We start from the raw sequence: 25,466 nt of genomic DNA, 5'->3' as shown, positions 1-25,466 counted from the left end.
CCATCCGGGGGTCTCGCATGGCAACGCAGAACATCTACGACGATCCGGATTTCTTCGAGAATTACAGCCGCCTTCCACGTTCGAGAGATGGTCTATCTGCGGCTCCGGAATGGCCCTCGCTGCGGGCGCTTATGCCGGATCTGAGCGGCCGCCGCGTGGTGGATCTGGGCTGCGGCTATGGCTGGTTCTGCCGCTTCGCGCGCGAGCAAGGTGCAAAGCGGGTGCTCGGCCTCGATGTCTCGGAGCGCATGCTGGCGCGAGCGGCGGACATGACGTCCGATCCCGGCATCACCTATCGCCGGGCCGATCTCGAACGGCTCGATCTCGGCCCTGAGCAATTCGATTTCGCCTACAGCTCGCTTGCCCTGCACTACATCGAGAATCTCCCCGGCCTTCTCGCCGAGGTGCATCGTGCTCTCGTCCCGGGTTCGACATTCGTCTTCTCGGTCGAGCATCCGATCGTCACGGCGCCGATCCCTGCCGGCTGGTCCCACGGTTCGGACGGGCGCAAGGCCTGGCCGGTGAACTCCTATCAGAAGGAAGGCTCGCGCCGGACGAATTGGCTTGCGGAAGGCGTCATCAAGCAGCATCGCACGCTTGGAACCACTCTCAATCTTCTCATCCGCCTCGGCTTCACGATCGCCCATGTGGAAGAGTGGGCTCCCACGGACGAGCAGATCGCCGCTCACCCGGAATGGGCGGAAGAACGCGAGCGTCCGATGTTCCTGCTCATCGCTGCCGTGCGCTAGAATTTCCAAAGCAAGCCAAGGAGAAGCGTCGATGGTGCAGGGTTTCGAGCATGTGGGGATGACCAGCAGCAATCTCGACAGAACCATCGCGTTCTATGGCGGGCTGCTCGGCCTGAAGGAGATCCTGGTCAAGCGCACGGACGAGGGCGGGCGCATCGCCTTTCTCGAAACCGGCGGCGTCATGCTCGAGATCGTCGAGCCGGCCGCACCGATCCAGACGCCCGCGCGCGAGGTGCCCGTCACCGAGGCCGGCATCCGCCACATCACCTTCCGGGTCGACGACGTCGAGGCGGTTTACGACAAGCTTCGTGCGGCCGGCGTGGAATTCACCGTCCCGCCGCGCAGGGCGGCGAATGCCGAGCTGATCCGCAAGGTGGCGTTCTGCAGGGATCCCGACGGCATCGTCGTCGAGTTCCTGGAGCGCGTGTGACACACGCGCTCTTCAAGCATTCGCCGCAAGCCTTGCCCCGAAAGACTTCAGATATTTCATTCCCGTATCGCACATGACCGTGACGATTGTGGCGTCCGGCCCCAGCTCTTCGGCGAGACGCAGCGCCGCGATCACGTTGGCGCCCGTCGACGTGCCGGCAAACAGGCCTTCCTCGTGTGCGAGCCGGAACGCCATGACGGTGGCTTCTTCCGTCGACACCCGCTCGATGCCGTCGGCGATGATCTCCTGCCAGAGCGGCACCACATAGCCGGCGCCGATCCCGTCGATCTTGTGCGCGCCCGAGAGTCCGCCCGACAGGACCGGGGATTCCGCAGGCTCCACGGCGACGATCCTGATCGCATCGTGATGGTGTCGAAGGCGCTCCGAGATGCCGCGCAAGGACGCTGCCGTTCCCACGCTCTGCACGAAACCGTCGATGCGGCCCTCCGTCTGCCGCCAGATCTCATCGGCCATCCCATGATAAGCGGCGATCTGGTCCCGGTTCTTCATCTGGTCGGTCCAGAACGACCCCTTCGCTTCGGCGATGATGCGGGCCCGCTCGATCATGTCCTTCGTCAGCCGCTCGGTCATGCGCCCGCTGTCGCTTTCCACGATGTGCAGGCTCGCCCCGAGAAGCCGCATGTGATCGAGCTTTTCCTGGGCGAAGGCATCCGACGTCACGATGTCGAGCGGATAGCCCTTCACCGCGCAGACCAGCGACAGGGACACGCCGGTGCTGCCGCCGGTATATTCGACAACGGAGCCACCGGGCCTGAGACGCCCGTCCGCCTCCGCCGCTTCGATCATGGCGAGCGCCATCCTGTCCTTCATGCTGCCGGTGGGATTTTCGTTCTCCAGCTTCAGCAGAATGCGGGCACCATGGGCGGGTCGGAGGCGACGCAGGGCGATGAGAGACGTGTTGCCGATACGGTCGAGGATGGTGCGGGGCTGCGCGGTCATAGGTGGCGTCCGAAAAACTCCCAGCCTCGATAGGCCGGAGCGGTCCGCCTGTCAGGTCCGGAATCCGGACTTCTGTCGCGCACCGGACCGTGGTAGCGCTTTGTTCATGGCAGATTACGGTCAGTTCTGTTCCGTGGCGCGCGCCCATGAGACCATCGGCGGCCGCTGGACCCTTCTCGTCGTGCGCGAGCTCCTGTGCGGCAGCCGGCGCTTCAACGATATCCGCCGCGGCATTCCGCGGATCTCACGCACCATGCTGTCGGAGCGGCTGCAGGACCTGGTGCGTGTGGGAGCCGTCACGCGCATCGAGGGCGAACACGGGCCGGAATACGCCCTCACCGAGGCAGGCCGGGATCTGATGGATGTCGTGAGCGCTCTCGGCACCTGGGGGCAGCGCTGGCTGCCGCGGCGGGCCGAGGCGGAGGATCTCGACCCCGAACCCCTGCTCGTCGACATGCAGCGTCGCGTCCGCACCGAGGCTCTGCCGCCCGAGCCCCTCGTCGTCCGCTTCGAGATCGAGGGTCAGCGACAGCCGCGCTTCCTGCTCATGAAGGAGGCCGAGGTCTCGCTCTGCACGCGGAATCCGGGCTTTCCGGAGCCGCTCCGCGTTCGGGCCCATCTGCCGGCGCTGGTCGCCTGGTGGCGGGGTGACGTGAGCTTTGCCGAAGCGCAGCGGAGGGGGATCGTCGTCGAGGGGCCAAGAGCGTTGGCGAAAGCATTTCCAACCTGGTTCGAGCGATACCTGTTCGCCGGGGTGGAGCCTGCTGGATCTGGATGAGCCTTCCGTGCTCAGGTCTTTCCATCACGTCATGGCCGGGCTTGTCCCGGCCATCCCGATCGGAAGAGCGCCGTGCCTTCCATGATCGGGATCACCGGCACAAGGTCGGTGATGGCGAGGGAGGGTGGCATGAGATCATGGACCGATGATGCGAGAGGCTCGACAACTCTCCCGATCTCCTGTATAGGCCCGGCCTCAACTTAAAACAGGACGCCGAAATCCCGCGGGTTTTGAGATCGCTCAGGGCCACGCAACGGCAGGAGTATCACGATGAACCTCATTCAGCAGCTCGAGCAGGAGCAGATTGCCAAGCTCGCCAAGACCATTCCCGACTTCCAGCCCGGCGACACCGTGATCGTCAACGTGAAGGTGAAGGAAGGCGAGCGGACCCGCGTCCAGGCCTATGAGGGCGTCTGCATCGCCCGTTCCGGCGGCGGCCTCCACGAGAGCTTCACGGTCCGCAAGATCTCCTACGGCGAAGGTGTCGAGCGCGTGTTCCCGCTCTACTCGCCGCTGGTCGAGTCCATCAAGGTCGTGCGCCGTGGCGCCGTCCGCCGCGCCAAGCTCTACTACCTGCGCGACCGTCGCGGTAAGTCGGCTCGTATCGCCGAGCGCGCCGAGAAGAAGACCGAGACCCCGGCTGCGGCCGAGTAAGGCTCTCGCCTCTATCTCCAGAATTCGAAGGCGCGGCTCAGTCCGCGCCTTTTTGCTAACCGGGCAGGCTCTGCCGTAAACGGTCGCGACGAAAATATAATTGCGCGACGGGCGCCGTCTGCTATGCGATCGTTTCAAGGCGGTGTGCGCTCAGGACATCTTCCCGTCCGGGCGCGAGGCCGCTAAACACGTCAAACCCTCAATTTCGACCGTTGGAAGAAGAGACCATGGCCAAGCCCCGCACCCTCTATGACAAGATCTGGGACGATCACGTCGTCGATCAGCAGGATGACGGGACGTGCCTTCTCTACATCGACCGCCACCTCGTCCATGAAGTGACCAGTCCCCAAGCCTTCGAGGGCCTGCGCATGACCGGCCGGAAGGTGCGCCAGCCGCAAAAGACTCTGGCCGTCGTCGACCACAACGTGCCGACCTCCGACCGCTCGCACGGCATCGAGGATCCCGAGGCCGCCACCCAGGTGGCGGCGCTCGCCCAGAACGCCAAGGATTTCGGCGTCGAGTACTACAACGAGCTCGACACCCGCCAGGGCATCGTCCACGTGGTGGGCCCCGAGCAGGGCTTCACGCTGCCCGGCATGACCATCGTGTGCGGCGACAGCCACACCTCCACCCACGGCGCCTTCGGGTCGCTGGCCCACGGCATCGGCACCTCGGAGGTGGAGCATGTGCTCGCCACCCAGACGCTGATCCAGAAGAAGGCCAAGAACATGCGCGTGACCGTGGACGGGCAGCTGCCCGCCGGCGTCACGGCGAAGGACATCATCCTGGCCATCATCGGCGAGATCGGCACCGCCGGCGGCACCGGCCACGTGATCGAATATGCGGGCGAGGCGATCCGCTCCCTGTCGATGGAAGGCCGGATGACGATCTGCAACATGTCGATCGAGGGCGGTGCCCGGGCCGGCATGGTGGCGCCCGACGAGAAGACCTACGCCTACCTGAAGGACCGTCCCAAGGCCCCCAAGGGCGAGGCCTGGGAGGCTGCCGTGCGCTACTGGGATTCCTTGCGCACGGACGAGGGCGCCTTCTTCGACACCGAGATCCGGCTCGATGCCGCCAATCTGCCGCCCATCGTCACCTGGGGCACGAGCCCTGAGGACGTGGTCTCGGTGGCCGGCGTGGTGCCGAACCCGGACGACATCCAGGACGAGAACAAGCGCCGCTCCAAGTGGCGGGCCCTGGAGTACATGGGTCTCACGCCGGGAACGAAGATCACCGACATCGCCCTGGACCGCGTCTTCATCGGCTCGTGCACCAACGGCCGCATCGAGGACCTGCGCGCCGTGGCGAAGGTGGTCGAGGGCCGGCGCGTGGCCGAGAGCGTCAGCGCCATGATCGTGCCCGGCTCCGGCATCGTGAAGATGCAGGCCGAGGCGGAAGGGCTGGACAAGATCTTTAAGGCGGCCGGCTTCGACTGGCGCGAGCCCGGCTGCTCCATGTGCCTGGCCATGAACGCCGACCGCCTCGCGCCCCACGAGCGCTGCGCCTCCACGTCGAACCGCAACTTCGAGGGCCGCCAGGGCTTCAAGGGCCGCACCCACCTCGTGTCGCCCGCCATGGCGGCGGCGGCGGCGATCGCGGGCCGGTTCGTGGACATCCGCACCTTCTGATCCGAACCGCCCAACAAACGAAAAGGCCGCAGCTCGCAGGAGCCGCGGCCTTTTTCATGGGGGGCCTGACGCTTAGTCCACATAGACCCGGCGGCCGGCCACGACCTCGCGGCAGCGCTCCACCGGACGGCGGACGACCACGCCGCTCGGGCGGACGCGCTCTTCCATCACCGTGCGGCATACGGTGCGGGTGCGGGCCGGACGCACCACGCGGCGCTCAATCACGCGCTCGCGGTAGCGGGGCCCATGATGCCGCTCCTGCTCCACGCGAACGCCCGACGGACCGATCCGCACGTCGACACCCTGGGCCGAGGCCGCACCGGCACCGAAAACCACCAGCCCGGCCACAGCCAGGATACCAAACACTTTACGCATTGTTGCCTCGTGAGGTTTTGTTGTTCCGGGCCTGTTAACGGCCAAGCGCGCCAGGCGTTCCGTTGCGAAGAGGCGATCCGATCGCCATGGTAAAGCAACGGTAAAGGTTTTGAGGAGGGATGCATGAGCGACCAGGAGCGGGAGGCTCGCGAGGCGCTGGAGCGCGTCCGGCGCGATTCGGAAACCCTCGGCTCGTCCGCGCTCGCCCGCATGGGGCAACGGGCCGGCGATCATTTCGGAGCCAGGGACGCCATCGGCGAGGCCGAAGGCCGCGGCACGGATCCGATCGAGCTCTGGGGCCGCCGCATCGGCCGCGTCCTGTCGCTCATCGGCGTCGTCATCCTGGCCATCTGGCTTCTGGTCCAGCTGAAGATTCTCTGACGTCATGACGAATTTAGCCGATCTCCAGGCGCCCTCCCTCGACGATCTGGAAGCGCTGGCCCAAGACGCCTATGCCCGCCTGCCGGAGGAGTTTCGTCGGCTGTGTGAAGGCGTCGTGATCCGGGTCGAGGATTTCCCCGACGACGAGACGATGAACGAGATGGGCTGCGAGACGCCCTTCGATCTGCTGGGCCTTTTCCGCGGCGTCGGCCTCGCGCAAGGGGGCGGCATGATGCAGACCGGCCAGTTCCCCAACATGGTCTGGCTCTACCGCCGCCCGATCCTCGATTACTGGGCCGAGCACGAGGAAAGCTTGGGCCACATCGTCACCCACGTGCTGGTCCACGAGATCGGCCACCATTTCGGCCTCTCCGACGAGGACATGGAAGCTATCGAGGCGTCGGCGGGGTAAGCCTTGCAGGCTACCATCAGCCCGAAGCTGCGCCACATAAGCCTGGTCCCATGGTAATCCGGCCCGCCCGGGAACCGTGGGCTGTCCCCGTTCAGGAGAGGCTTCATGGCACAGACGGTGGCTGAGCAGTTTGTCGAGATCCTGGCTGCGGCAGGCGTCAAACGGGTTTACGGCATCGTGGGCGACAGCCTCAACGGATTGACGGACGCGATCCGCCGCCACGGCGGGATCGAGTGGATCCACGTCCGGCACGAAGAGGTCGCGGCCTTCGCGGCCGGCGCCGAGGCGCATCTGACGGGGGATCTCGCCGTCTGCGCGGGGAGCTGCGGCCCGGGCAACCTGCATCTCATCAACGGCCTGTTCGACTGTCACCGCTCGCGTGTGCCGGTTTTGGCCATCGCGGCCCACATCCCGTCGCCGGAGATCGGCAGCGGCTACTTCCAGGAGACCCACCCGGAAAATCTGTTCCGGGAATGCAGCCATTACTGCGAGCTGGTCTCGAGCGCCCATCAGATGCCGCGCACTCTCGAGATCGCCATCCGAGAGGCGAGGGCCAAGCGCGGCGTGTCGGTGTTGGTGATCCCCGGCGACGTGGCCCTGCTGCCTGCCGCCGCGCCGGCAGCCAAGCTCGAAGGGATTCTGTCCTCGGCACCCGTCGTCACTCCGGCACTGGACGATCTCCATCGTCTCGCCGCCCTGCTCAATGCCGGTGATCGCGTCACCATCCTGTGCGGGGCAGGCTGTGCGGGAGCCCATGACGAACTGCTGGCCTTGGGCGAGTGCCTGCAGGCGCCCATGGTGCATGCCATGCGCGGCAAGGAGCACGTGGAGTGGGACAACCCCTACGATGTCGGCATGACCGGGCTGATCGGCTTCTCGTCCGGGTACTACGCCATGGTCGACTGCGATGTCCTGCTGATGCTCGGCACGGATCTTCCCTATCGCCAGTTCTATCCCGACGGAGCCGATACGCGCGTCGCCCAGGTTGACATTCGGGGGGAGAATATCGGCCGCCGCGTCTCGGTCGATGTCGGGGTCGTGGGCGATGTCCGCGCCACGTTGGCAGCCCTGCTGCCGCTTCTCGGCCGGAAGAGCGACGGCAAGCACCTCGCTCGAGCGCGGGAGCATTATGCTAAGGCGCGCCGGTCGCTGGACGAACTCGCCGTTGGGACGCCGGGCCGACGGCCGATCCATCCGCAGCAGGTCGCCAAGGCGATCAGCGACCGGGCGGCGGAGGACGCCGTGTTCACCTGCGACGTCGGCCTGCCGGTCGTCTGGGCGGCGCGCTATCTCGCCATGAACGGCAAGCGCCGCCTCCTCGGGTCGTTCTGGCACGGCTCGATGGCGAATGCGATGGCCCAGGGAATCGGGGCTCAAGCGGCCTTCCCCGACCGGCAGGTGATCTCGCTGTCGGGTGACGGCGGCTTTGCCATGCTGATGGGCGACCTCCTCACCCTGGCGCAGAACCGCCTTCCCGTGAAGATCGTGGTGTTCAACAACGGTACGCTGGGCTTCGTCGAGCTCGAGCAGAAATCCACCGGCTTCCTCGATTTCGGCACGGAACTCCAGAATCCGAACTTCGCCGCCATGGCGGAAGCCGCGGGCATTCGCGGCATCAGGCTGGAAGATCCGGCCGAAGTGGAGGAGGGGATCGCCGCCGCTTTCGCCCATGACGGGCCCGTCCTGGTCGACGCGGTGGTGAACCGGACGGAGCTTGCCATGCCGCCCTCGGTGACACTCGACATGGCAAAGGGTTTCACCCTCTACATGGTCAAGGCCGTGCTGAGCGGGCGCGCCGACGAAGTCTACGATCTTGCCAAGACCAATCTCTGGCGTTGAGACCAATCTCTGGCGTTGAGGCTATCCTCGCCGCGACCATCGTTGGCCTAGCCCTGGTCCCCAGCCTTTGATATGAGGCACCAGACAGCGGCCCGGCGGCCGCCTTCGGGGATGTGAGGACAATGGACAAGTTCACCGTGCTGGAAAGCGTCGCGGCACCGCTGCGGATCATCAATATCGACACCGATATGATCATCCCCAAGCAGTACCTGAAGACGATCAAGCGCACGGGGCTCGGCACGGGCCTGTTCTCCGAGATGCGCTACCGCGAGGACGGATCGGAGAACCCGGATTTCGTCCTCAACCAGCCGGCCTACCGGAACGCCAAGATCCTAGTGGCGGGCGATAATTTCGGCTGCGGCTCGTCCCGTGAGCACGCCCCCTGGGCGCTGCTCGACTTCGGCATCCGCTGCGTGATCTCCACGAGCTTCGCCGACATCTTCTACAACAACTGCTTCCAGAACGGCATCCTGCCGATCAAGGTCTCGCCGGAGGACCTGGAGAAGCTCTTCGATGACGCGGAGCGCGGCGCCAACGCGACCCTGACGGTCGACCTGGAACGCCAAGAGATCCGCGGCCCTGATGGCGGAACGGTCACCTTCGACATCGACCCGTTCAAGAAGCACTGCATGCTCAACGGTCTCGACGGCATCGGCCTGACCATGGAGAAAGGCGCCGCCATCGACAGCTTCGAGAAGAAGCTCTCGGAGCGCGCCTGGGCCTGAATGCTGCAGTGTCATCCCCGGCGGTCCGCAGGACCGGGAAGGGGATCTACGGTCAAGCGCAGCGTTATGGATTCCCTTTCCCTCCGCTTCGCTCCGGCCGGGAATGACACGAGGGTGCGATGACACAGGGCAAGCCGCAGGTTCTCAACCGTGCCGATTGGGCGACCCATCCCGATCTGTTCTGGAAGGGCCATATCGAGGGGCACAGGCTGGGCACCGGTGCGACCGTGCTCTTCTATGCCACGGAACAGGTCGGCGTCGGGCCGAAATGGCATGTCCACCCCTATGACGAGATTTTCATCATCCGTGAGGGACGGGCGCTCTTCACGGTCGGCGACGAGCGCTTCGAATGCGAGGCGGGGCAGGTTGTCTTCGGGCCGGCCGGCATTCCGCACAAGTTCGTCAATCTCGGTCCTGGGCGGCTGGAAACCACCGACATTCATGTCAGCGACCGCTGGATCCAGACGGATCTTCCCGATCCCGACCACGGCCCGGCCTGATCGGGCTTCTGCCCCGTTTCCACAAGATTAACCAAATTCCCTGCAATCTGCCGGGCATGAAGAACCTTCTTGCCCCCACTCTCTTCGTTCTCGCCGCTCTTGCCGTGGCCACGCCGGCCTCGGCTCAGGCCAATTTCGGCTCATGCCTCGCCGGGCTGCGCAGCCAGGCGGCCGCCAAGGGCATTTCCGGCCAGGCCTTCGACGTCGCGACCCGCGGCATCGCGCCGGATCTGACCATCCTCGACCTCATGAACAACCAGCCCGAGTTCAAGACGGCGATCTGGGACTATCTCTCGGCGCTCGTCGACGAGGAGCGGGTGCAGGACGGCCGCGCGGCCATGCGCCAATGGGGCCAGGCGCTCGCCTCCGCCGAGGCGCGCTTCGGCGTCGATCGCCACGCGATCGCAGGCGTCTGGGGCGTGGAATCCAATTTCGGCAAGGACATCGGCGGGCGGCCGCTGATCCAGTCCCTGTCGACGCTGGTCTGCTATGCGCCGCGCCGCAACGATTATTTCAAGGGCGAGCTGATGGCGACCCTGAAGATTGTGGAGGACGGAGACATCAATCCGGCCAATCTGCGGGGCTCCTGGGCCGGCGCCTTCGGCCATACCCAGTTCATGCCGTCCACCTTTCAGCGGCTTGCCGTCGACGGCGACGGGGATGGTCGCCGCGACATCATGAACTCCGTGCCCGATGCGGTTCACTCGACGGCCAATTTCCTCAAAAAAGCCGGCTGGGTGAACGGCCTACCCTGGGGTTACGAGGTGCGCCTGCCGGAAAACTTCAATGCCGGCCTCGCCGGGCGCAAGAACAAGAAGCCCCTCGCCACCTGGGCCGCCATGGGCGTGCGCCGCGTCGACGGGCGTCCGCTCTCGGGCAATTATGCCGCCGGCATCATCATCCCGGCCGGCATCAACGGCCCGGCCTTCCTTGTCACCAAGAACTTCGACGCGGTCTATTCCTACAATGCGGCCGAATCCTACGGCCTGGCCATCGCGCTGCTCGGGGACCGGCTGAAGGGCCTGCCCGGCATCCAGACCGCCTGGCCCACCGACGATCCGCCGCTCTCCCGCGCCCAGCGCCGCGAGCTGCAGCAGCTCCTGACCGCCCGCGGCTACGATGTGGGCGAGCCGGACGGCAAGATCGGCGCCAAGACCCGCGAGGCCATCAAGGACGTGGAGCGCCGCATCGGTCTCGAGCCACGCGGCCGGCCCGGCGGCAAGGTGCTGGAAGCGCTGCGGGGTTAAACCCGGCATCCATCGACCAGTTGCAGTGGCCATGCGTTTGGAGTTGTACTGGCTCCATGCTCATCGCCCTTCTGACCGACATCCACGGCAACCGGGAGGCCCTGTCGGCCTGCCTCGCCCATGCGCGCCTGCTTCACGTGGATCGCCTGATCTTTCTCGGCGATTATGTGGGCTACGGCGCCGATCCGGCCTGGGTGGTCGATACGGTTCGGGGGCTCGTGGATCAGGGCGCCGTGGCGTTGCTCGGCAACCACGACGCGGCGATCGACGGCTCCGACGAGGACATGAACAGCGTGGCCCAGGAGGCGATCCGCTGGACCCGCAACCAGCTCGGCATGGAACAGCGGCGGTTTCTGGCGGACCTCCCCCTCACCCATGAGGAGGGGAGCGTCCTCTACGTTCATGCCAATGGCTATGCCCCCCGCACCTGGGACTACATGGCAGGTCCCATGGAGGCGATCCGGCATTTCAGCCGCGTGGAGGCGCACATCACTTTCTGCGGCCATGTGCACGTGCCCATGCTCTACCACATGAGCACCACCGCCAAGGTCGGCACCTTCACGCCGGTGGCCAACAACGAAATCCCTCTTCTGCCCACGCGCACCTGGCTTGCGGTGATCGGCGCCGTCGGCCAGCCGCGGGACGGGGTCGCGGCGGCGAACTACGCCGTGTTCGACACCGTGCGCCAGAGCCTGCGCTATCTGCGCGTGCCCTATGACACGGCCACAGCCGCCCGGAAGGTGCGCGAGGCGGGTCTGCCGGAAAAGCTGGCCCAGCGCCTCGAGCAGGGCCGCTGACGGATGCGCTGGCGCCTGAATCCGGGCATGATGATCGACGACTTCGTGCTTCAGGAGAATCTGGGCACCGGCGGCATGGCGCAGCTCTGGTCGGTCGCTCGTGAAGGCGATCCGACGCCGCTGATCATGAAGATCCCGATGCTGATCGACAGCGACGATCCGCTGCCCATCGTGTGCTTCGAGACCGAGCAGATGATCATGCCACGCCTGACGGGCCCGCATGTCCCTCGCTTCGTCGCGACGGGCCCACTCGATCCCATGCCCTACATCGTCATGGAGCGGATCCCCGGGGAATCGTTGAAGGGGCGGCTCGACAAGGTGCCTCTGCCCTGGCCCGAGGTCGCGGCGATCGGCGCGAAGGTGGCGCATGCTCTGCACGACCTGCATCTCCAGCACGTCATACATCTCGACATCAAGCCGAGCAACGTGATGATCCGCGAGACCGGCGAGGCGGTCCTCATCGATTACGGCTTCGCCCGGCACGAGCGCCTGCCCGATCTTCTGGCCGAGGAGTTTCGCGAGCCGTTCGGAACCACCCCCTACATGGCGCCGGAGCAGGTGCTGCAGGACCGGGCCGATCCGCGCAGCGATCTCTTCGCGCTGGGCGTGATGCTGTATTTCTTCGTCGCGGGCGAGCGCCCCTTCGGCAATCCGCGCGGCGGCCAGATCCGCCGCCGTCTGTGGCGCGATCCGGTGCCGCCGCGGGCGCTCAATCCCGATTGTCCGCCCTGGCTGCAGGAGATCATCCTGCGCTGCCTGGAGGTCGATCCGGACGACCGCTACGCCACGGCGGCCCAGCTCGCCCTCGACCTGGAGAACCCGGACCAGGTCCGGCTCACCGGGCGGGCCGAACGCCTGGAGCGCGACAGCGGGGTGAAGACCTTCCGGCGCTGGCTCAAGGCCCGCAAGGCGCAACCCCTCGAGACGCCCAACATTGCCGGACAACTGTCCCGGGCGCCCATCGTGCTGGCGGCCGTCGATCTGTCGCCGGGAAGCGAGGACCTCACTGACGCGCTTCGCATGATGATCGGCCGCATTCTCTCCATCGAGGGGGAGGCGCGCATTGCCTGCGTAAACGTCCTGAAGACCTCGCGCATCGCCGTCGACATCCTGGAGGACGAGGAGGGCAGGAGCCTCCACGTCCAGCGCCTTGTCCAGCTCCGGCATTGGGGCGCCTCGCTCGACATCCCCAAGGAGCGGATCACCTACAGCGTGCTGGAGGCGCCCGATCCGGCTGCGGCACTCGTCGATTACGCCCGCCGCAACAATGTCGACCATATCGTGATCGGGGCCCGCGCCTCGTCCGCGCTGCGCCGTTATTTGGGCAGCGTCTCGTCGCGAGTGGTTGCGGAAGCGCCCTGCTCGGTGACCGTGGTCAGGACTCCGAGGGATCGTCGGGTGGAGAGCGGCTGAACGGTCTCCGCCTAACGGCCAACACGACAAGAGCTTGCCAAGGCGCGTATTCGGTCCTTTAAGGGCCGTGCATCCGATCACGACAGAACAGGGATCATCCCATGGCAACGCACAAGCTTCTCCTTCTCCCCGGCGACGGCATCGGCCCGGAGGTCATGCGCGAAGTCGAGAAGATCGTGGGCTGGTTCCGCAAGCGTGGGCTGGGCTTCGAGACCGAGACGGACCTCGTCGGCGGCTCGGCCTATGACGCCCACGGCGCGGCGATCTCGGAAGCCGCCATGGATCGCGCTCAACAGGCCGATGCGGTGCTCTTCGGCGCGGTCGGCGGGCCGAAATGGGACAGCGTGCCCTACGCCATGCGCCCGGAGGCGGGCCTGCTGCGCCTGCGCAAGGATCTCGGCCTCTTCGCCAATCTGCGCCCGGCGATCTGCTACCCGGCCCTGGCCGATGCCTCCTCGCTCAAGCGCGAGGTGGTGGAGGGCCTCGACATCATGATCGTGCGCGAGCTTACCGGCGGCGTCTATTTCGGCGAGCCGAAGGAGATCGTGACCCTGGAGGATGGCTCCCAGCGCGCCATCGACACGCAGCTCTATCACACGCACGAGGTGGAGCGCATCGCGCGGGTCGCCTTCGATCTCGCCAGAAAGCGCCGCAACAAGGTCTCCTCGGCCGAAAAGATGAACGTGATGAAGACCGGCGTGTTCTGGCGCCAGGTCGTCACCCGGATCCACAAGGCGGAGTTCTCCGACGTGGAGCTCGAGCATGTGCTTGCCGACAACTGCGCCATGCAGCTCGTGCGGTGGCCGAAGCAGTTCGACGTGATCGTCACCGACAACCTGTTCGGCGACATCCTATCGGACATCGCCGCCATGCTCACTGGCTCGCTCGGCATGCTCCCGTCCGCATCCCTCGGCGCCGAGGATCCGGCCACCGGCCGGCGCAAGGCGCTCTACGAGCCCGTGCACGGTTCCGCGCCGGACATCGCCGGCAAGGGCCTTGCGAACCCCATCGCCATGATCGGCTCCTTCGGCATGGCCCTGCGCTATTCCTTCGGCCTCCTCGACGAGGCGGATCTCCTGGAGAAGGCCATCGCCAACGTGCTCGCTTCCGGCACCCGCACCAAGGACATCGCCGGCCCCGGCATGAACGCAGTCGGCACGCAGGACGTGGGCGACGCCATCGTCAAGGAATTGGAAGCCCAGTCGTAACGGCAAAAACCCCGGGCCATGCCCGGGGCTTTCCGTTCCAAGGGCAATTTAGCGGATCGAGCCTGTTGCGTCGACGTCCGGAACGCCGAACATGGGGAATGGATTGCGCGCACCGACGAAGGGCCCGCCGATCGGGTCGGGGAGCGATCCCTCGCCGAAGCGGTCGCGCTGGAAGCCCCAAGGCGGGTTCGCCACGGAGGAGATCATCGGCGCCGTGACATAACGGTTCATCGAGCCGACCGGCGCCACCGGGCCTGGATCGAGGAAGCTGCGGGGCTGGACTCTGAGGACGAGGGGGCGATCCTGGGCCTGCGCGTCCGCCACCACCGAGACGGATGCGAGCGCAGCCAAAGATGCCAGACCCAACAATGCGAAGCGGCGCATGGGTTAACCTCCAAGAACGGCGCCCAGCCCTTGTGCTGCGCGCGATCATCATGTGCGATGATGTGAAAACAAGGCGGCCCCCTTAAAATGGTTCCGTCGAAGCGTGACATTCCGCACGCGGTGAGAAGGACAGCAGCCGATGCAGGACAGGAAGGCCGGATTCGATCCCTCGGACAAGGAGGGCTTGAGCCTGCTGAGCGACACTCCTCTGGTGGCCGAGACGCCGGAAGAGTGTCTCGACGACGAGACCACGCCGGTGACGCGCTTCTTCATCCGCAACAACGGATTGCTGCCCCGGCCAGCGGAAGACGCCGAGACCTGGACCTTCACCCTCGACGGCGAGGTCGAGCGTCCGCTCCGGCTGACGCTCGCGGAGCTGAAGAGCCGCTTCCCGCGCAAGACTTTCCGCATGGTGCTCGAATGCGGCGGCAACGGCCGCTCCTTCTTCGAGCCTGAAGCGGAGGGCAACCCCTGGACTCATGGCGGCGTCGGCTGCGCGGAATGGACCGGCGTCGCGCTGGGCGACGTCCTGCGCGCGGCCGGTCTGAAGGACACGGCGCTCTTCACCGGTCATTTCGGCGCCGATCCGGACAAGCAGGGAAGCCATGGGCGGCAGGCCATGTCCCGCGGCATGCCGGTCGCCAAGGCCCTCGAGGAGCACACCCTGCTCGTCTGGGCCATGAACGGCGAGCCGCTGCCGTTCATCCATGGCGGCCCCTTGCGGCTCGTCGTGCCGGGCTGGCCCGGTTCCTTGAGCCAGAAATGGCTCACGCGGATCTGGATCCGCGACCGGGAGCACGACGGGCCCGGCATGACCGGCCTGTCCTACCGGCTGCCCGTCCGTCCGCTGCCGCCTGGCTCCGACGGGAAGGGCGTCGAGACCCGGATCCTCGAGTCGATGCCCGTGCGCAGCATCGTCACCGCGCCCGCCGACGGCAGCCGCTATCCTGAAGGCACGCGCTCCATCGCGGTCCGGGGCGCCGCCTGGGCCGGAGACGACACGATCGCGCGGGTCGAGGTCTCCCTGGACGGCGGTGCGACCTGGCAGGAGGCTGCCTTGGCGGCGCCGCGCAACCGCTACGACTGGGTGCGCTGGCACGTGCTCCTACCGGTGCCGAGCGACGGCTATTACGAGATCTTCGCCCGGGCAACGGATTCACGAGGCCGTGCCCAGCCGTTCCGGGCGGTCAACTGGAACCCGAACGGCTACGGCTGCAACGTCATGCACCGGGTGGCGGTTACGGTCGGGCCGGAGGTCTGACCGTCACCAAGACGGAGCGGGCGCTCGGCGCGCAGGAATCCGTGCGGTTGCGCTCGGCCTGGGCGAAGATCGCCTTCAGGGACGGATGGGCGCTGCCTGACAGGGCAAGGCCGTCGAGGAAGCAGGCGAGCTGCGCCGCGTCGGGAGCGGCGGAGCCGCAGAGCCACCCCTGGAAGCTGAACTCGGCGGTCGGATCGAAGAATCGGAAGGCCTTGCAGGCCTGCTCGCCCTTGTTCGCCAGGGTCATGGAGGCGGCTTCCACGGCGCCGAATTTCGTCGCGACTGTCTCGCTCTGGCCCTGATGCGCAACCGCAAGGCCCGAGCGCGCCGCCCGCCGGACCGTCTCGACATAGAAGCTCCCGGCAGGCTCGGCCGGTCCCTGGAGGAGAGCAAGCTGTGCGTACCGGAAGTCGCCGAAGCGCCCGAGGGTCAAGGTGTCTTCCCGGGCTCCGTTGGCGTGCTCGCGCGCTTCCGACGTTACGGAGCCGGATGGGCTCGCCAGCATATAGACGGACGGTGACGGCAGTGCCTTCCAGGCCGGTGCCGGGGCGACCAGAACCGAGGACGGCACCGCTCCCTGGCGCACCGCCGGCCGGGTGCTCTGCTCCTGCTCGAGGGCAAAATAGACGAGGCCCGCGATGCTGCAGGTCGAGATCAGGATCATGCGCAGCCAGGGCAGGGGCTTTCGACGCAGCCGACGAGCCGGGAGGTCGTCGACCCACTCGGCGACGTCGTCCTCGTCCCATTCGGCAGAAACCGCCTGCGGCATTGCTTTAACCGATCAACCCTGCTGATCCCGTCATCAACATGTTCTACCGTGACACTGGCCAGGATTCGAAAGCTTTTGCTAAGCAAGGTAAATCAAAGCTTAACCGACCGAGCGCCCCCATGCCCCAGATCGTCGTCCGCCTTGCCACACCGGAGGATGCCGCCGATGTCGCTGCCCTCGTCCGGGCCGTGGACCTCCACTATGCCGGCCCGGACGTCGCCCAGCCTCTCGGGCCGACCCTGGCCATGGTCGAGCGCTCCATGCGGGAGGCGGAAGGCACGCGCTATGCTCTGGCCTTCCAGGACGGCCGCGCCGTCGGCCTTGGCTGCTTCGCCGTGCTGCGGCCCGGTTTCAAACTGACGGGCCTGCTCTTCATCAAGGAGCTTTTCGTCGAGAGCGACTCGCGGGGGCGGGCGGTGGGCCTCGCGCTCATGCGCTGGCTCGCCGAGCATGCCCGGAGCCTGGGCCTCACCCGAATCGACCTCACGACCGATGGCACCAACGCGGGGGCACAGGCGTTCTACGAGCGCCTCGGAGCCGAGCGGATGGACAAGGTGTTCTACCGGTTCAACCTCTCGACCGATGTGCTGGCGGACGAATGAGCGCGTGGCGTCTCCAAGGAAACGCTTGACGAAAGCGTGACTTTGGTGTGTTGCTGACGGCGTATCGAAGCCTCGAGCAGGCTTTTGGATGGACGATGGCAATGGCGATGCTCACCCTGACGACGAGCAAAACGAAAACCGCCACGACGACCGTGAAAACCACGGTCGAATAAGCCTCGTCGTCCCCGGTCCTCTCTCCCGTCGGGGCGAGAGGCAGCACCCGAATAGGGTTTTCATACTTCCGGGGAGAGTCACAACAGGAGAAGATCAATGGGTTTCAAGATCGCCGTCGTCGGTGCGACCGGCAATGTGGGCCGCGAGATGCTGAGCATCCTCGCTGAGCGGGCCTTCCCGGCCGACGAGGTGGTGGCGCTGGCCTCCCGCCGCAGCCAGGGATCGGAAGTCTCCTTCGGCGACCGGACGCTCAAGACCAAGACCCTCGATACTTACGACTTCTCCGATGTCGATATCTGCCTCATGTCGGCCGGCGGCGAGGTTTCCAAGGAATGGTCGCCCAAGATCGCTGCGCAGGGCGCAGTGGTCATCGATAATTCCTCCGCTTGGCGCTACGACCCGGAGGTGCCCCTGGTGGTGCCGGAGGTGAACGCCGAGGCGCTCCGCGACATGAAGAAGGGCATCATCGCCAATCCGAACTGCTCCACGGCCCAGCTTGTCGTGGCCCTCAAGCCCCTCCACGACGCCGCCACCATCAAGCGCGTCGTGGTGGCCACCTACCAGTCGGTCTCCGGAGCCGGCAAGGACGGCATGGACGAGCTCGACCGCCAGACCAAGGCGCTCTACTCGCTCCAGGACGTGCAGGAGAAGAAGTTCCCCAAGCGCATCGCCTTCAACCTGATCCCCCACATCGACGTGTTCATGGAGGACGGGTACACGAAGGAAGAGTGGAAGATGACGGCCGAGACCAAGAAGATTCTCGACCCGAAGATCAAGCTCACGGCCACCTGTGTGCGCGTGCCGGTCTTCATCAGCCACTCGGAGGCGGTGAACGTGGAGTTCGAGAAGCCGATCACGGCCGACGAGGCGCGCGACATCCTGCGGGCCGCGCCCGGCATCATGGTGGTCGATAAGCGCGAGCCCGGCGGCTACATCACGCCCCACGAGGCAGCCGGCGAGGACGCCACCTACATCTCCCGCATCCGCGAGGACATCACGGTGGAGAACGGCCTGTCCTTCTGGTGCGTGTCCGACAACCTGCGCAAGGGCGCGGCGCTCAATGCGGTGCAGATCGCCGAAGCCATGGCCAATCGCGGCCTGCTGAAGCCGAAGAAGCAGGCGGCCTGACCGCCGGCAAGACCTAAAGCGTCCGGTCTTCGGCGCATGAAAGCCAAGAGCCGCTGTCGGATGCGACAGCGGCTCTTTTCACATCGGCGGTGTCTTCGATCAGATGATGAAGAAATCGGTATGATCGAGGGCCCCGCCCATCTTCTTGGCGCTGGGTTCGTAGTTGACCGTCGCGATTTCGACGGCGGCCTTGCGGCCGCTGCCGTCGGCATCGAAGAGGATCTGCGCCTTCTTGGTTCCGATCTTCTTGATGATGATGTAGTCGTTCCCGTCCTTGGCGCTGCCCGAGGCGACGAAAGCCTTGCCGATCTTCTGGGCGTTCAGATCGTTGCCCTTCTTGTCCAGGCTCGTGAACGCCTTCGTTTTGAACACGTCGCCGTCGAGCCAGATGGCATCCTTCTTGTGCTCGAAGCCGTAGACGATGTCCTTGTGCTTGTTCGCTTCCGCCTTCTTGTTCTTCAGGTCGGTGTCGAACAGGAAGACGTCGGCATCCTTCAGGCCCTTGGTGGCGCTGGTGCTGCCGTAGAGCTTGTCCTTGCCGGCACCGCCCGAGAGGGTGTCGCCGTCTCCATCGCCCTTGAGGATGTCGGCGCCCGCTCCACCGACCAGACGGTCGTTGCCGAGACCGCCCGAGAGCGTGTCGGCCAGCGCACCGCCGTAGAACACGTCACTGGCACTTGAGCCGGCGGTGAATTCCGGATTCCAGTCGACCAGCCCGATGGTGATGTCCTTGACGAACGAAGCCCCGGCGCTGTCGGTCACCCGCACCCTGATATTGTGCGCGGCCGCCTGCTCCCAATCGAGCAGGAACCCGTTGTCCACCACGAGGTCGCGGCCGTTGACGATCTTGAAGCGGCCGCCCGCGGTGTCGACGAGTTCGTAGGTGAAGGTCTCGCCGGTATCCTCGTCGTCGGCGCCCAGGCTGCCCACGAAATCGCCCACCGCCGACAGCTCGCGGATGCTCTTGTTCGTCAGGGTGATGTCGGTCGGCCCGTGATTGACCGGCCTGATCGTCAGTTCCACCCGCTCGGTGACGGTGAAGGCTGCATTGCCCTGATCCGTGATCTTGACGAAGACCGGAACGACGGTGGGGTCGGACACGTCGCGCAGCCCGCCTGCGCCCACCTTCACGTTGCCGCTGGCATCGACCGAGAACTCGCTGCCCGTATAGGCGCTGCCATCGGCGTTCACGAGGGCATAGGAGTAGCTGCGGTAGGCCTGCCGCGTGTCCGGGTCGATCACGCTCTGCAGGCTTGCCAATGTGGTGCCGGCCTGCGCGTCCTTTGACACGGCGTTGATTGCATAGACTGCACCCGTCTGCGCCTCGTTCACGTCCGTGAGATAGACCTTCACGGTCGTGTTGCCGGAGACCTGACCGTTCTCCCCGCTCTCCCGGGCGCGCACCACCACGTTGAAGTATTTCTTCTCTTGCGGCGTTCCGGCATTCTCCGTCTGAAGCTCGATGTTCGACGCTTCGTAATTGGCACCTCCCGTGAAGGAAATCACACCGGTCTCCTGATCGATGGAGAACAGGCCGCCGGGATTGTGGGCGATTTCGTACTGGATTGTCGTGCCGCCGAAATTGTCGTCGTTGGAGAGGATCGTCGCGACCGTTTCCACCTCACCGCCGTTTTCGGTCAGCTCCGCCGTGTCCCCTTGGACCTGAGGAGCTGTCGGAACGGTATTACCGGCCCCTGGATTCACCGTGATCTGGAAATCCTTGTAGGCCGAGACCGCGCCGGGGCCGCCGTTTTTGTCCGTGACCTTCAGGGTGATCGTATAGGTTTCCGTCTTGGTGATGTCGGTGAGCGCCGCCACCTTCAGATGACCGTTCTCGATCTTGAACCGCCCGCCCGCATTGCCGGCGCCGCTGGTACCGCCGGCGCCGGTGGTGTCGAAGGCGTAGATCAGATCCGCATCGCCTTCCGGATCGAAGGCCTGTAGATTACCGATGATTGTGCCATCGGCGGCGGCCTCACTGATGGCAGCCTTGGTCGATCCGTCCGTGAAGGAGAGGCCTGTCGCCGCCTCGTTCACGTCGTTCACATAGACCTTCACCGGGGCGTCGGCGGAGGACCAGCCCGTGACGGTCTCGGTGGCCTTGACGCGCAGAAGATAGAACTTGCGCACCAGCGTTCCAACCATCTCGGTCTGCAGATCGGGATCCGCGGCGCCGGCCTCGTAGTTCACGGCGCCGACGAGGGAGATGACCCCGGTGGTGGGATCGATGGTGAACTTGCCGCCGGGATTCGCCGTGAGCGAATAGGTCACGTCTCCGGCGGCAAGCCCAGGCGACTGCACGCTCGCCACATAGGTGAAGGGCGCGGCGTTCTCGTTGATCGGGCTCACGGTCCCTTGCACCGCGGGTGCTCCGGGGGCGCGCGTCGGCAGCGTGATCGTGCCGTCCTGGAACTGCAGGAACTCGATGTTCTTCAGCGTGTCGATCCCGTCACGGCCAGCCGTCTCGTCCGTGACCTCGAGGGTTCCGTCCGGGTTGCGCTCGATGGTGTAGTCGGCGAGCAGGCCGGAGAACATCGCCGTGTCCTGACCGGCGCCGCCATCGAGCACGTCGTTCCCGCCACCGCCCACGATGCGGTTGCTGCCGTCATTGCCGATGAGGGTGTTGCCAAGATCGTTGCCCGTGCCGTCCTTGTCGCCGCTGCCCGTGAGGACGAGATTCTCGACGTTGCCAGCAAGGGTGTAGGACACCGAGGCGCGCACGGTGTCGGTACCCTCGTCGATGGCTTCGGTGACGACGTCGTTTGCATCGTCGACGATATAGGTGTCGTTGCCCTCGCCACCGGCGAGAGCATCCGCGCCGGCGCCGCCGTCGAGGATGTTGTGGCCGTCATTGCCGGTGATCGTGTTCGCGAGATCGTTGCCGATCCCCCTGATGTCCTCGGCGCCTGTGAGGACGAGATCTTCCACATGCGCGCCGAGCGCATAGGACACGGAGGCCCGCACCGTATCGGTGCCTTCGCCAGCCCGCTCCGTCACCAGGTCGCTTTCATGATCGACGACATAGGTGTCGTGGCCCTCGCCGCCGGCGAGAACGTCCGCCCCCGCGCCGCCGTCGAGCCGGTTGCTGCCGGCATTGCCCGTGATGGTATTTCCCAGCTCGTTGCCGGTGCCGTCGATATCGCCCGCGCCGGTGAGAACGAGGTTCTCCACGTTCGCCGTGAGCCTGTGCGCGACGGAAGCGCGCACCGTGTCGGTGCCTTCGTCGGCCGCTTCCGTCACGACATCGGTCTGATCGTCCACCACATAGGTGTCGTTGCCGAGCCCGCCCGCGAGATTATCGGCCCCCGCGCCGCCGTCGAGCACGTTGTGGCCGGCATTGCCGGTGATCCTGTTGGCCAGTTCGTTGCCCGTGCCGTCGACGTCGGAGGCGCCGATCAGCGCAAGATTCTCGACATTCATGCCGAGTATGTAGGAGATCGAGGCGCGGACGAGATCGGAGCCTTGGTTCGCAGCTTCGGTGACGGCGTCATCCTTATCGTCGACCACGTAGGTGTCGTCGCCTGCGCCACCAACCAACTGATCGGCGCCTGCGCCGCCGTCGAGGTAGTCGAGACCGTTGCCACCGATGAGACTGTCGTCGCCGCCATGGCCGAAGAGAGAATCCTGGTCGGCTCCGCCCACGAGGGTCTCGGTGCCGCTGCCGCCATAGGCGACGTCGTCACCCGCTCCCAGATCCACGATATCGGTCACCGTTCCGGTGCGCCCATCGTAGACATCGTTGCCCTCGTTGAGGAGGATGTCGCCCTGAATTGTACCTTGATTGAGCAGGGTGTCCCGATCGCCGGAGCCCGAGACGGCGGTCTGCGCCGCGATCGTGCCAGTGTTGTTCAGGAAGGTGTCACCAAAACCGAAGCTGATGCCGGTAGTCCCGGCCTGAATGAGGCCGCTGTTGGTGACATTGCCGGATAGCTGGACGAAGATTCCCGTCACCCCGGCGATGATCTGGCCGCTGTTGAACACGCCGTAGGGAATATTGGGGGACGCTATGGTGGAGGGGACGAGAGTGATCGCCGTATTCAGGAGAATGCCAGTGTCGCCCGCTTCAATCTGTCCAGTGTTAACGATGTGGTTGAGATTGCCGTCCCCTTGGATGCCGCTCCCGCGAATACCATAGAAGCCTGACAAAATCCCCTTGTTGAAGATGTGGTTGTCGGAACCATCGAGCCAGAGGGCGGAGCTGTCCGCCAAATGCGGAGATGCCGAGATCTGACCGTTGTTGACCACCACATTGGCATCGTCTCCCAGGTAGATGCCAGTATTGCTCCCTCTGACGGTGCCGGTGCTTCCGACGGTGATGGCACCATGAGCGGCGTAGAAATCAATACCGATCAACTGCGAGCGGATCGCGCCGTCGACGATGACTTCCAAGCCCTCAAGCCCGCCCGAGACTGCCGGGTTGTTGGCAGTCGTGATCGATCCACCCTCCGTGACATGAAGCCTCTCGGTGGTCCCATCAAGCTCGACTTGAGTGGTGCGTGCGCCTGAAACGAATAAAGTAGACATGCCGGCCCCCTGAAATTTAAGACATGTTATTACATGTCCAGGGGCCGTCAATCTCTAAACAGTCTAGGAATAAACCGAATGGTTAAGCTCCCGGGATTCCAGGAGCACCAACGGCTAGTCGACGCTGCGGGCGCTGAACATCGAAACCCTCTCCGGCACGTCCTCGACCGCCGGCTTGAACTCACCCGTGTCCGGATCGCGCACCAGCAAGACACCTGTCGCGACGCCGAAATAGGCCCCATGCAACTGCAGCTTGCCGCGCTCAACCAGAATGCGCACGCAAGGAAACGTCATCAGGTTCTTGAGGCTGTTCTCGATCGCCGCGAGTTCGAGGCGCGGCAGGTACTCGTCCAGGTTGCCGGCAGGCGGCCCCAGGCGCTCGCCCGCGGGCTTGATCAGGTTCATCCAGCGGCCGATGAAATCGCCCGGCGAGAGAGGCGCCGTGTCGTCCGCGAAGGCGCGGATGCCGCCGCAGCGGGCATGGCCCAGCACCACGATATGTTTTACCCGCAGCGCCTGCACGGCGAATTCGAGTGCCGCCGAGGTGCCGTGATAGTCGCCGCCGGTCTCGAAGGGCGGCACCAGGTTCGCCACGTTGCGCACCACGAACAATTCGCCCGGGTTTGCGTCGAAGATCACCTCCGGCGAGACGCGGCTGTCGCAGCAGCCGATCACCATCACCTCCGGCGACTGGCCCTTCTCGGCGAGCGTTTCAAAGCGGTTCTTCTCGCGCGGGAAGCGGTCGTCGAGGAATGCGCGGTAGCCTTCGGTCAGACGTTGCGGGAACATGGGCGTCCTTCCATTACGGATGGGTGATCTCGGCCAATTTGGCGAGTTCGACATTGGCGCCGCAAAGCAGCACGCCGACGCGCTCGCCTGAGCGGGGTTTATAGGCGCCCGAAACCAGCGCCGCCAGTGCCGCGGCGCCGCCGGGCTCGGAGGCGATCCGGTAGTCGCGCCAGAGCAGCCGTTGCGCATCGCGGATCGCGGGGTCCGTGACGAGGGCCACGTGATCGACGGTTTCTCGGCAAACCGAAAAGACGAGGTCGCCGGTGTTCTTCGCGCCGAGCGAATCGGCCGCCACCGAATCCACCTCCACGTCGACGGGCCGTCCGGCTTCGAGGGCCGCATGCAGCGCGCGGGATCCTTCCGGCTCGACGCCCACCACCTTCACGCGGCCGGCCCACCAGCTCGCCACGCCGCTGATGAGGCCGCCGCCGCCCACCGCGACGAGGACGGTGTCGAGGGCGGGAGCGTCCTGCTCCCATTCGAGGGCCGCCGTGCCCTGGCCCATCACGGTGCTCTCGGCCGCGAAAGGATGGACCCGCAGGGCGCCGCTCTCGGCCACATGAAGATCGCAGGCCGCTTGGGCGTCCGCATAGCGCGCGCCGCCGATCACCACCTCGGCCCCGTGCGAGCGGATGACGGCGATCTTGGCGGGGCTCGAGATCTCCGGCACGAAGATTCGCGCCGTCACGCCGAGCTGCTTGGCCGCATAGGCGACCGCCGCCCCGTGATTGCCGCCGGACGCCGCCGCAACGCCCGCGGCCGGAACCTCCTTCGACAGGAGGGTGTTGAAGGCCCCCCGGGTCTTGAACGAGCCCGCATGCTGCAGGAATTCCAGCTTCAGGCTCACCGGCCCGTCATGGCCGAAGGCGTTTTCCACGTTCAGGACCGGCGTGCGGCGGATATGGGGGGCGATGCGGGCATGGGCTGCTTCGATGTCGGCGCGGGTGATGATCATGAGCTACCTGCGAAGCGTCCAGATGGCGACCGGAAGGCCGTGTGCGTCACGGCCGGGCGGATCGGGAAAGGATTGTCCCCCACCTCTCGCCAGATCCAGCGCCACGGTCAACCCCGCCAGCGCATCGAGCAGGTCGTCCGCCGCCGCCCCGCGGGGCGGCGGCGCCTGGATCAAGCCATCGGGAAGATCCCCGGACCGGCCGAGAAGCTCGCGACGAAGCGCCATGCCGGGTCCGTAGGGCGTGCCCTTCACCTTCTTCGGCTGGTCGAGTGCTTCCCGGCCGTTCAGGGCCCAGAAGGCGAGTTCGGGATGAACCTCGTAAACGCGTGGCACCAGGTCGGGCCGGGCGCGCAGCAGCGCGTCGATCTCGCGGATCTTCGGGAAGATGCCAAAACCCTGCCGGGACACCTTTCGCGGGGGATCGGAGGTCGCGGCGGCAATCACGCAGGCGTCGGCGTAGTCGATGGCCCCCACGGCGCGGCGCGACGGAATGGCGAAGACGGAGGATTGCCGTTCGCCGAGCAGGGGACGGATCAGCTGCTCCGGCCGGCGTCCCGAGCCTTCGGTCCGCTCCGGGAGGCCTATGGGCATATCCACGGCGATCACCGCAGGCTGCTCGGGCGCATCCGCGACGGCCTCGAAACGCGCCACCGTCATGATGCGAGAGGCATCCGGATCGTCCACGCGCATGAGCACCGCGATCCACCCGGCCCGGCAGCCATCGACTCCCGCCACCCACATCCCTCGGCTTCTCCTTTGCCGACGCTTGCGGGAGCATTAC

The 25,466-nt window shown here is 65.8% G+C and carries 25 protein-coding genes; 17 read left to right on the top strand and 8 right to left on the bottom strand.

The genetic code is table 11. From position 1 onward, the window contains the following. The first annotated feature begins 17 nt into the window (after positions 1-17). The gene (locus VB672_RS06215) at positions 18-749 is read left to right on the top strand and encodes a class I SAM-dependent methyltransferase (RefSeq protein WP_329783301.1); all 732 of its coding nucleotides are present in this window, start codon (positions 18-20) and stop codon (positions 747-749) included. Between the two features lie 31 nt (positions 750-780). Continuing rightward, a complete protein-coding gene (locus VB672_RS06210; RefSeq protein WP_329783300.1) occupies positions 781-1,179 on the top strand; it encodes a VOC family protein in 399 nt (132 codons plus the stop codon). 12 nt (positions 1,180-1,191) lie between these two features. Here the strand turns inward: VB672_RS06210 and VB672_RS06205 are convergent, their stop codons facing one another. Then, positions 1,192-2,139 carry a PLP-dependent cysteine synthase family protein gene (locus VB672_RS06205; protein WP_329783299.1) on the bottom strand — a complete coding sequence of 316 codons (948 nt, stop codon included), beginning with the start codon at positions 2,137-2,139 and terminating at the stop codon, positions 1,192-1,194. A 106-nt stretch (positions 2,140-2,245) separates the two neighbouring features. Between VB672_RS06205 and VB672_RS06200 the strand changes: the two genes are divergently transcribed. The 3 genes from VB672_RS06200 (at position 2,246) to leuC (ending at position 5,202) form a co-directional block, all read left to right on the top strand. Then, complete coding sequence (locus tag VB672_RS06200; RefSeq protein WP_329783298.1) at positions 2,246-2,917, top strand: winged helix-turn-helix transcriptional regulator; 672 nt, start codon at positions 2,246-2,248, stop codon at positions 2,915-2,917. Positions 2,918-3,187: 270 nt separating this feature from the next. Then, entirely contained in the window at positions 3,188-3,571 is a 384-nt protein-coding gene (gene rplS, locus VB672_RS06195) for a 50S ribosomal protein L19 (protein WP_036355183.1), read from the top strand. A 227-nt stretch (positions 3,572-3,798) separates the two neighbouring features. Beyond that, complete coding sequence (gene leuC / locus VB672_RS06190) at positions 3,799-5,202, top strand: 3-isopropylmalate dehydratase large subunit (protein WP_329783297.1); 1,404 nt, start codon at positions 3,799-3,801, stop codon at positions 5,200-5,202. 72 nt (positions 5,203-5,274) lie between these two features. Here leuC and VB672_RS06185 read toward each other — a convergent pair whose 3' ends face one another. Further along, entirely contained in the window at positions 5,275-5,577 is a 303-nt protein-coding gene (locus VB672_RS06185; RefSeq protein WP_329783296.1) for a hypothetical protein, read from the bottom strand. A 123-nt stretch (positions 5,578-5,700) separates the two neighbouring features. Here VB672_RS06185 and VB672_RS06180 point away from each other — a divergent pair, with 123 nt between their 5' ends. From VB672_RS06180 to leuB, 9 genes are all read left to right on the top strand, one after another. Beyond that, positions 5,701-5,958, top strand: a complete 258-nt coding sequence (locus VB672_RS06180) for a hypothetical protein (protein ID WP_329783295.1) — start codon at positions 5,701-5,703, stop codon at positions 5,956-5,958. A 4-nt stretch (positions 5,959-5,962) separates the two neighbouring features. After that, positions 5,963-6,370, top strand: a complete 408-nt coding sequence (locus VB672_RS06175; RefSeq protein ID WP_329783294.1) for a metallopeptidase family protein — start codon at positions 5,963-5,965, stop codon at positions 6,368-6,370. A gap of 105 nt (positions 6,371-6,475) precedes the next feature. Then, positions 6,476-8,209 (top strand): ubiquinone-dependent pyruvate dehydrogenase, encoded by a 1,734-nt coding sequence (gene poxB / locus VB672_RS06170; RefSeq protein WP_329783293.1) that lies wholly within the window; start codon positions 6,476-6,478, stop codon positions 8,207-8,209. Positions 8,210-8,331: 122 nt separating this feature from the next. Further along, the gene (gene leuD, locus VB672_RS06165; RefSeq protein ID WP_329783292.1) at positions 8,332-8,934 is read left to right on the top strand and encodes a 3-isopropylmalate dehydratase small subunit; all 603 of its coding nucleotides are present in this window, start codon (positions 8,332-8,334) and stop codon (positions 8,932-8,934) included. 119 nt (positions 8,935-9,053) lie between these two features. Beyond that, the gene (locus VB672_RS06160) at positions 9,054-9,434 is read left to right on the top strand and encodes a cupin domain-containing protein (RefSeq protein WP_329783291.1); all 381 of its coding nucleotides are present in this window, start codon (positions 9,054-9,056) and stop codon (positions 9,432-9,434) included. A 56-nt stretch (positions 9,435-9,490) separates the two neighbouring features. Further along, positions 9,491-10,681: a lytic murein transglycosylase gene (locus VB672_RS06155; RefSeq protein ID WP_329783290.1), complete on the top strand. Its 1,191-nt coding sequence runs from the start codon at positions 9,491-9,493 to the stop codon at positions 10,679-10,681. Between the two features lie 56 nt (positions 10,682-10,737). Then, positions 10,738-11,478 carry a metallophosphoesterase family protein gene (locus tag VB672_RS06150; protein WP_329783289.1) on the top strand — a complete coding sequence of 247 codons (741 nt, stop codon included), beginning with the start codon at positions 10,738-10,740 and terminating at the stop codon, positions 11,476-11,478. Positions 11,479-11,481: 3 nt separating this feature from the next. Next, a complete protein-coding gene (locus VB672_RS06145; protein ID WP_329783288.1) occupies positions 11,482-12,891 on the top strand; it encodes a serine/threonine protein kinase in 1,410 nt (469 codons plus the stop codon). Between the two features lie 101 nt (positions 12,892-12,992). After that, a complete protein-coding gene (leuB, locus tag VB672_RS06140) occupies positions 12,993-14,099 on the top strand; it encodes a 3-isopropylmalate dehydrogenase (protein ID WP_329783287.1) in 1,107 nt (368 codons plus the stop codon). A gap of 48 nt (positions 14,100-14,147) precedes the next feature. Here leuB and VB672_RS06135 read toward each other — a convergent pair whose 3' ends face one another. After that, complete coding sequence (locus VB672_RS06135) at positions 14,148-14,483, bottom strand: hypothetical protein (RefSeq protein WP_329783286.1); 336 nt, start codon at positions 14,481-14,483, stop codon at positions 14,148-14,150. A gap of 139 nt (positions 14,484-14,622) precedes the next feature. Here VB672_RS06135 and VB672_RS06130 point away from each other — a divergent pair, with 139 nt between their 5' ends. Then, on the top strand, positions 14,623-15,744 hold the full coding sequence (locus VB672_RS06130) for a sulfite oxidase (protein ID WP_329783285.1): 1,122 nt from the start codon (positions 14,623-14,625) through the stop codon (positions 15,742-15,744). Here VB672_RS06130 and VB672_RS06125 read toward each other — a convergent pair. Beyond that, complete coding sequence (locus VB672_RS06125; RefSeq protein ID WP_329783284.1) at positions 15,722-16,513, bottom strand: hypothetical protein; 792 nt, start codon at positions 16,511-16,513, stop codon at positions 15,722-15,724. The genes VB672_RS06130 and VB672_RS06125 overlap by 23 nt on opposite strands. A gap of 119 nt (positions 16,514-16,632) precedes the next feature. Between VB672_RS06125 and VB672_RS06120 the strand changes: the two genes are divergently transcribed. Together VB672_RS06120 and VB672_RS06115 are read left to right on the top strand one after the other, a co-directional pair. Continuing rightward, positions 16,633-17,115, top strand: a complete 483-nt coding sequence (locus tag VB672_RS06120) for a GNAT family N-acetyltransferase (RefSeq protein ID WP_329783283.1) — start codon at positions 16,633-16,635, stop codon at positions 17,113-17,115. A 270-nt stretch (positions 17,116-17,385) separates the two neighbouring features. Next, entirely contained in the window at positions 17,386-18,417 is a 1,032-nt protein-coding gene (locus VB672_RS06115) for an aspartate-semialdehyde dehydrogenase (RefSeq protein ID WP_329783282.1), read from the top strand. Positions 18,418-18,516: 99 nt separating this feature from the next. Here VB672_RS06115 and VB672_RS06110 read toward each other — a convergent pair whose 3' ends face one another. From VB672_RS06110 to VB672_RS06095, 4 genes are all read right to left on the bottom strand, one after another. After that, positions 18,517-22,941, bottom strand: coding sequence for a hypothetical protein (locus VB672_RS06110; RefSeq protein ID WP_329783281.1), 4,425 nt, complete (start codon positions 22,939-22,941; stop codon positions 18,517-18,519). 114 nt (positions 22,942-23,055) lie between these two features. Further along, positions 23,056-23,730, bottom strand: coding sequence for a carbonic anhydrase (locus VB672_RS06105; protein WP_329783280.1), 675 nt, complete (start codon positions 23,728-23,730; stop codon positions 23,056-23,058). 13 nt (positions 23,731-23,743) lie between these two features. Further along, the gene (locus VB672_RS06100) at positions 23,744-24,685 is read right to left on the bottom strand and encodes a threonine/serine dehydratase (protein WP_329783279.1); all 942 of its coding nucleotides are present in this window, start codon (positions 24,683-24,685) and stop codon (positions 23,744-23,746) included. A gap of 3 nt (positions 24,686-24,688) precedes the next feature. Further along, positions 24,689-25,426 (bottom strand): DUF429 domain-containing protein, encoded by a 738-nt coding sequence (locus tag VB672_RS06095; RefSeq protein WP_329783278.1) that lies wholly within the window; start codon positions 25,424-25,426, stop codon positions 24,689-24,691. Positions 25,427-25,466: the final 40 nt, after the last annotated feature.

The sequence above is a fragment of the Microvirga sp. CF3016 genome, assembly GCF_036314085.1.
In the GTDB taxonomy this organism is placed as follows: Bacteria; Pseudomonadota; Alphaproteobacteria; order Rhizobiales; family Beijerinckiaceae; genus Microvirga.
Note: the sequence above shows the minus strand (reverse complement) of the source record. Positions and strands in the feature narration are given on the sequence as shown.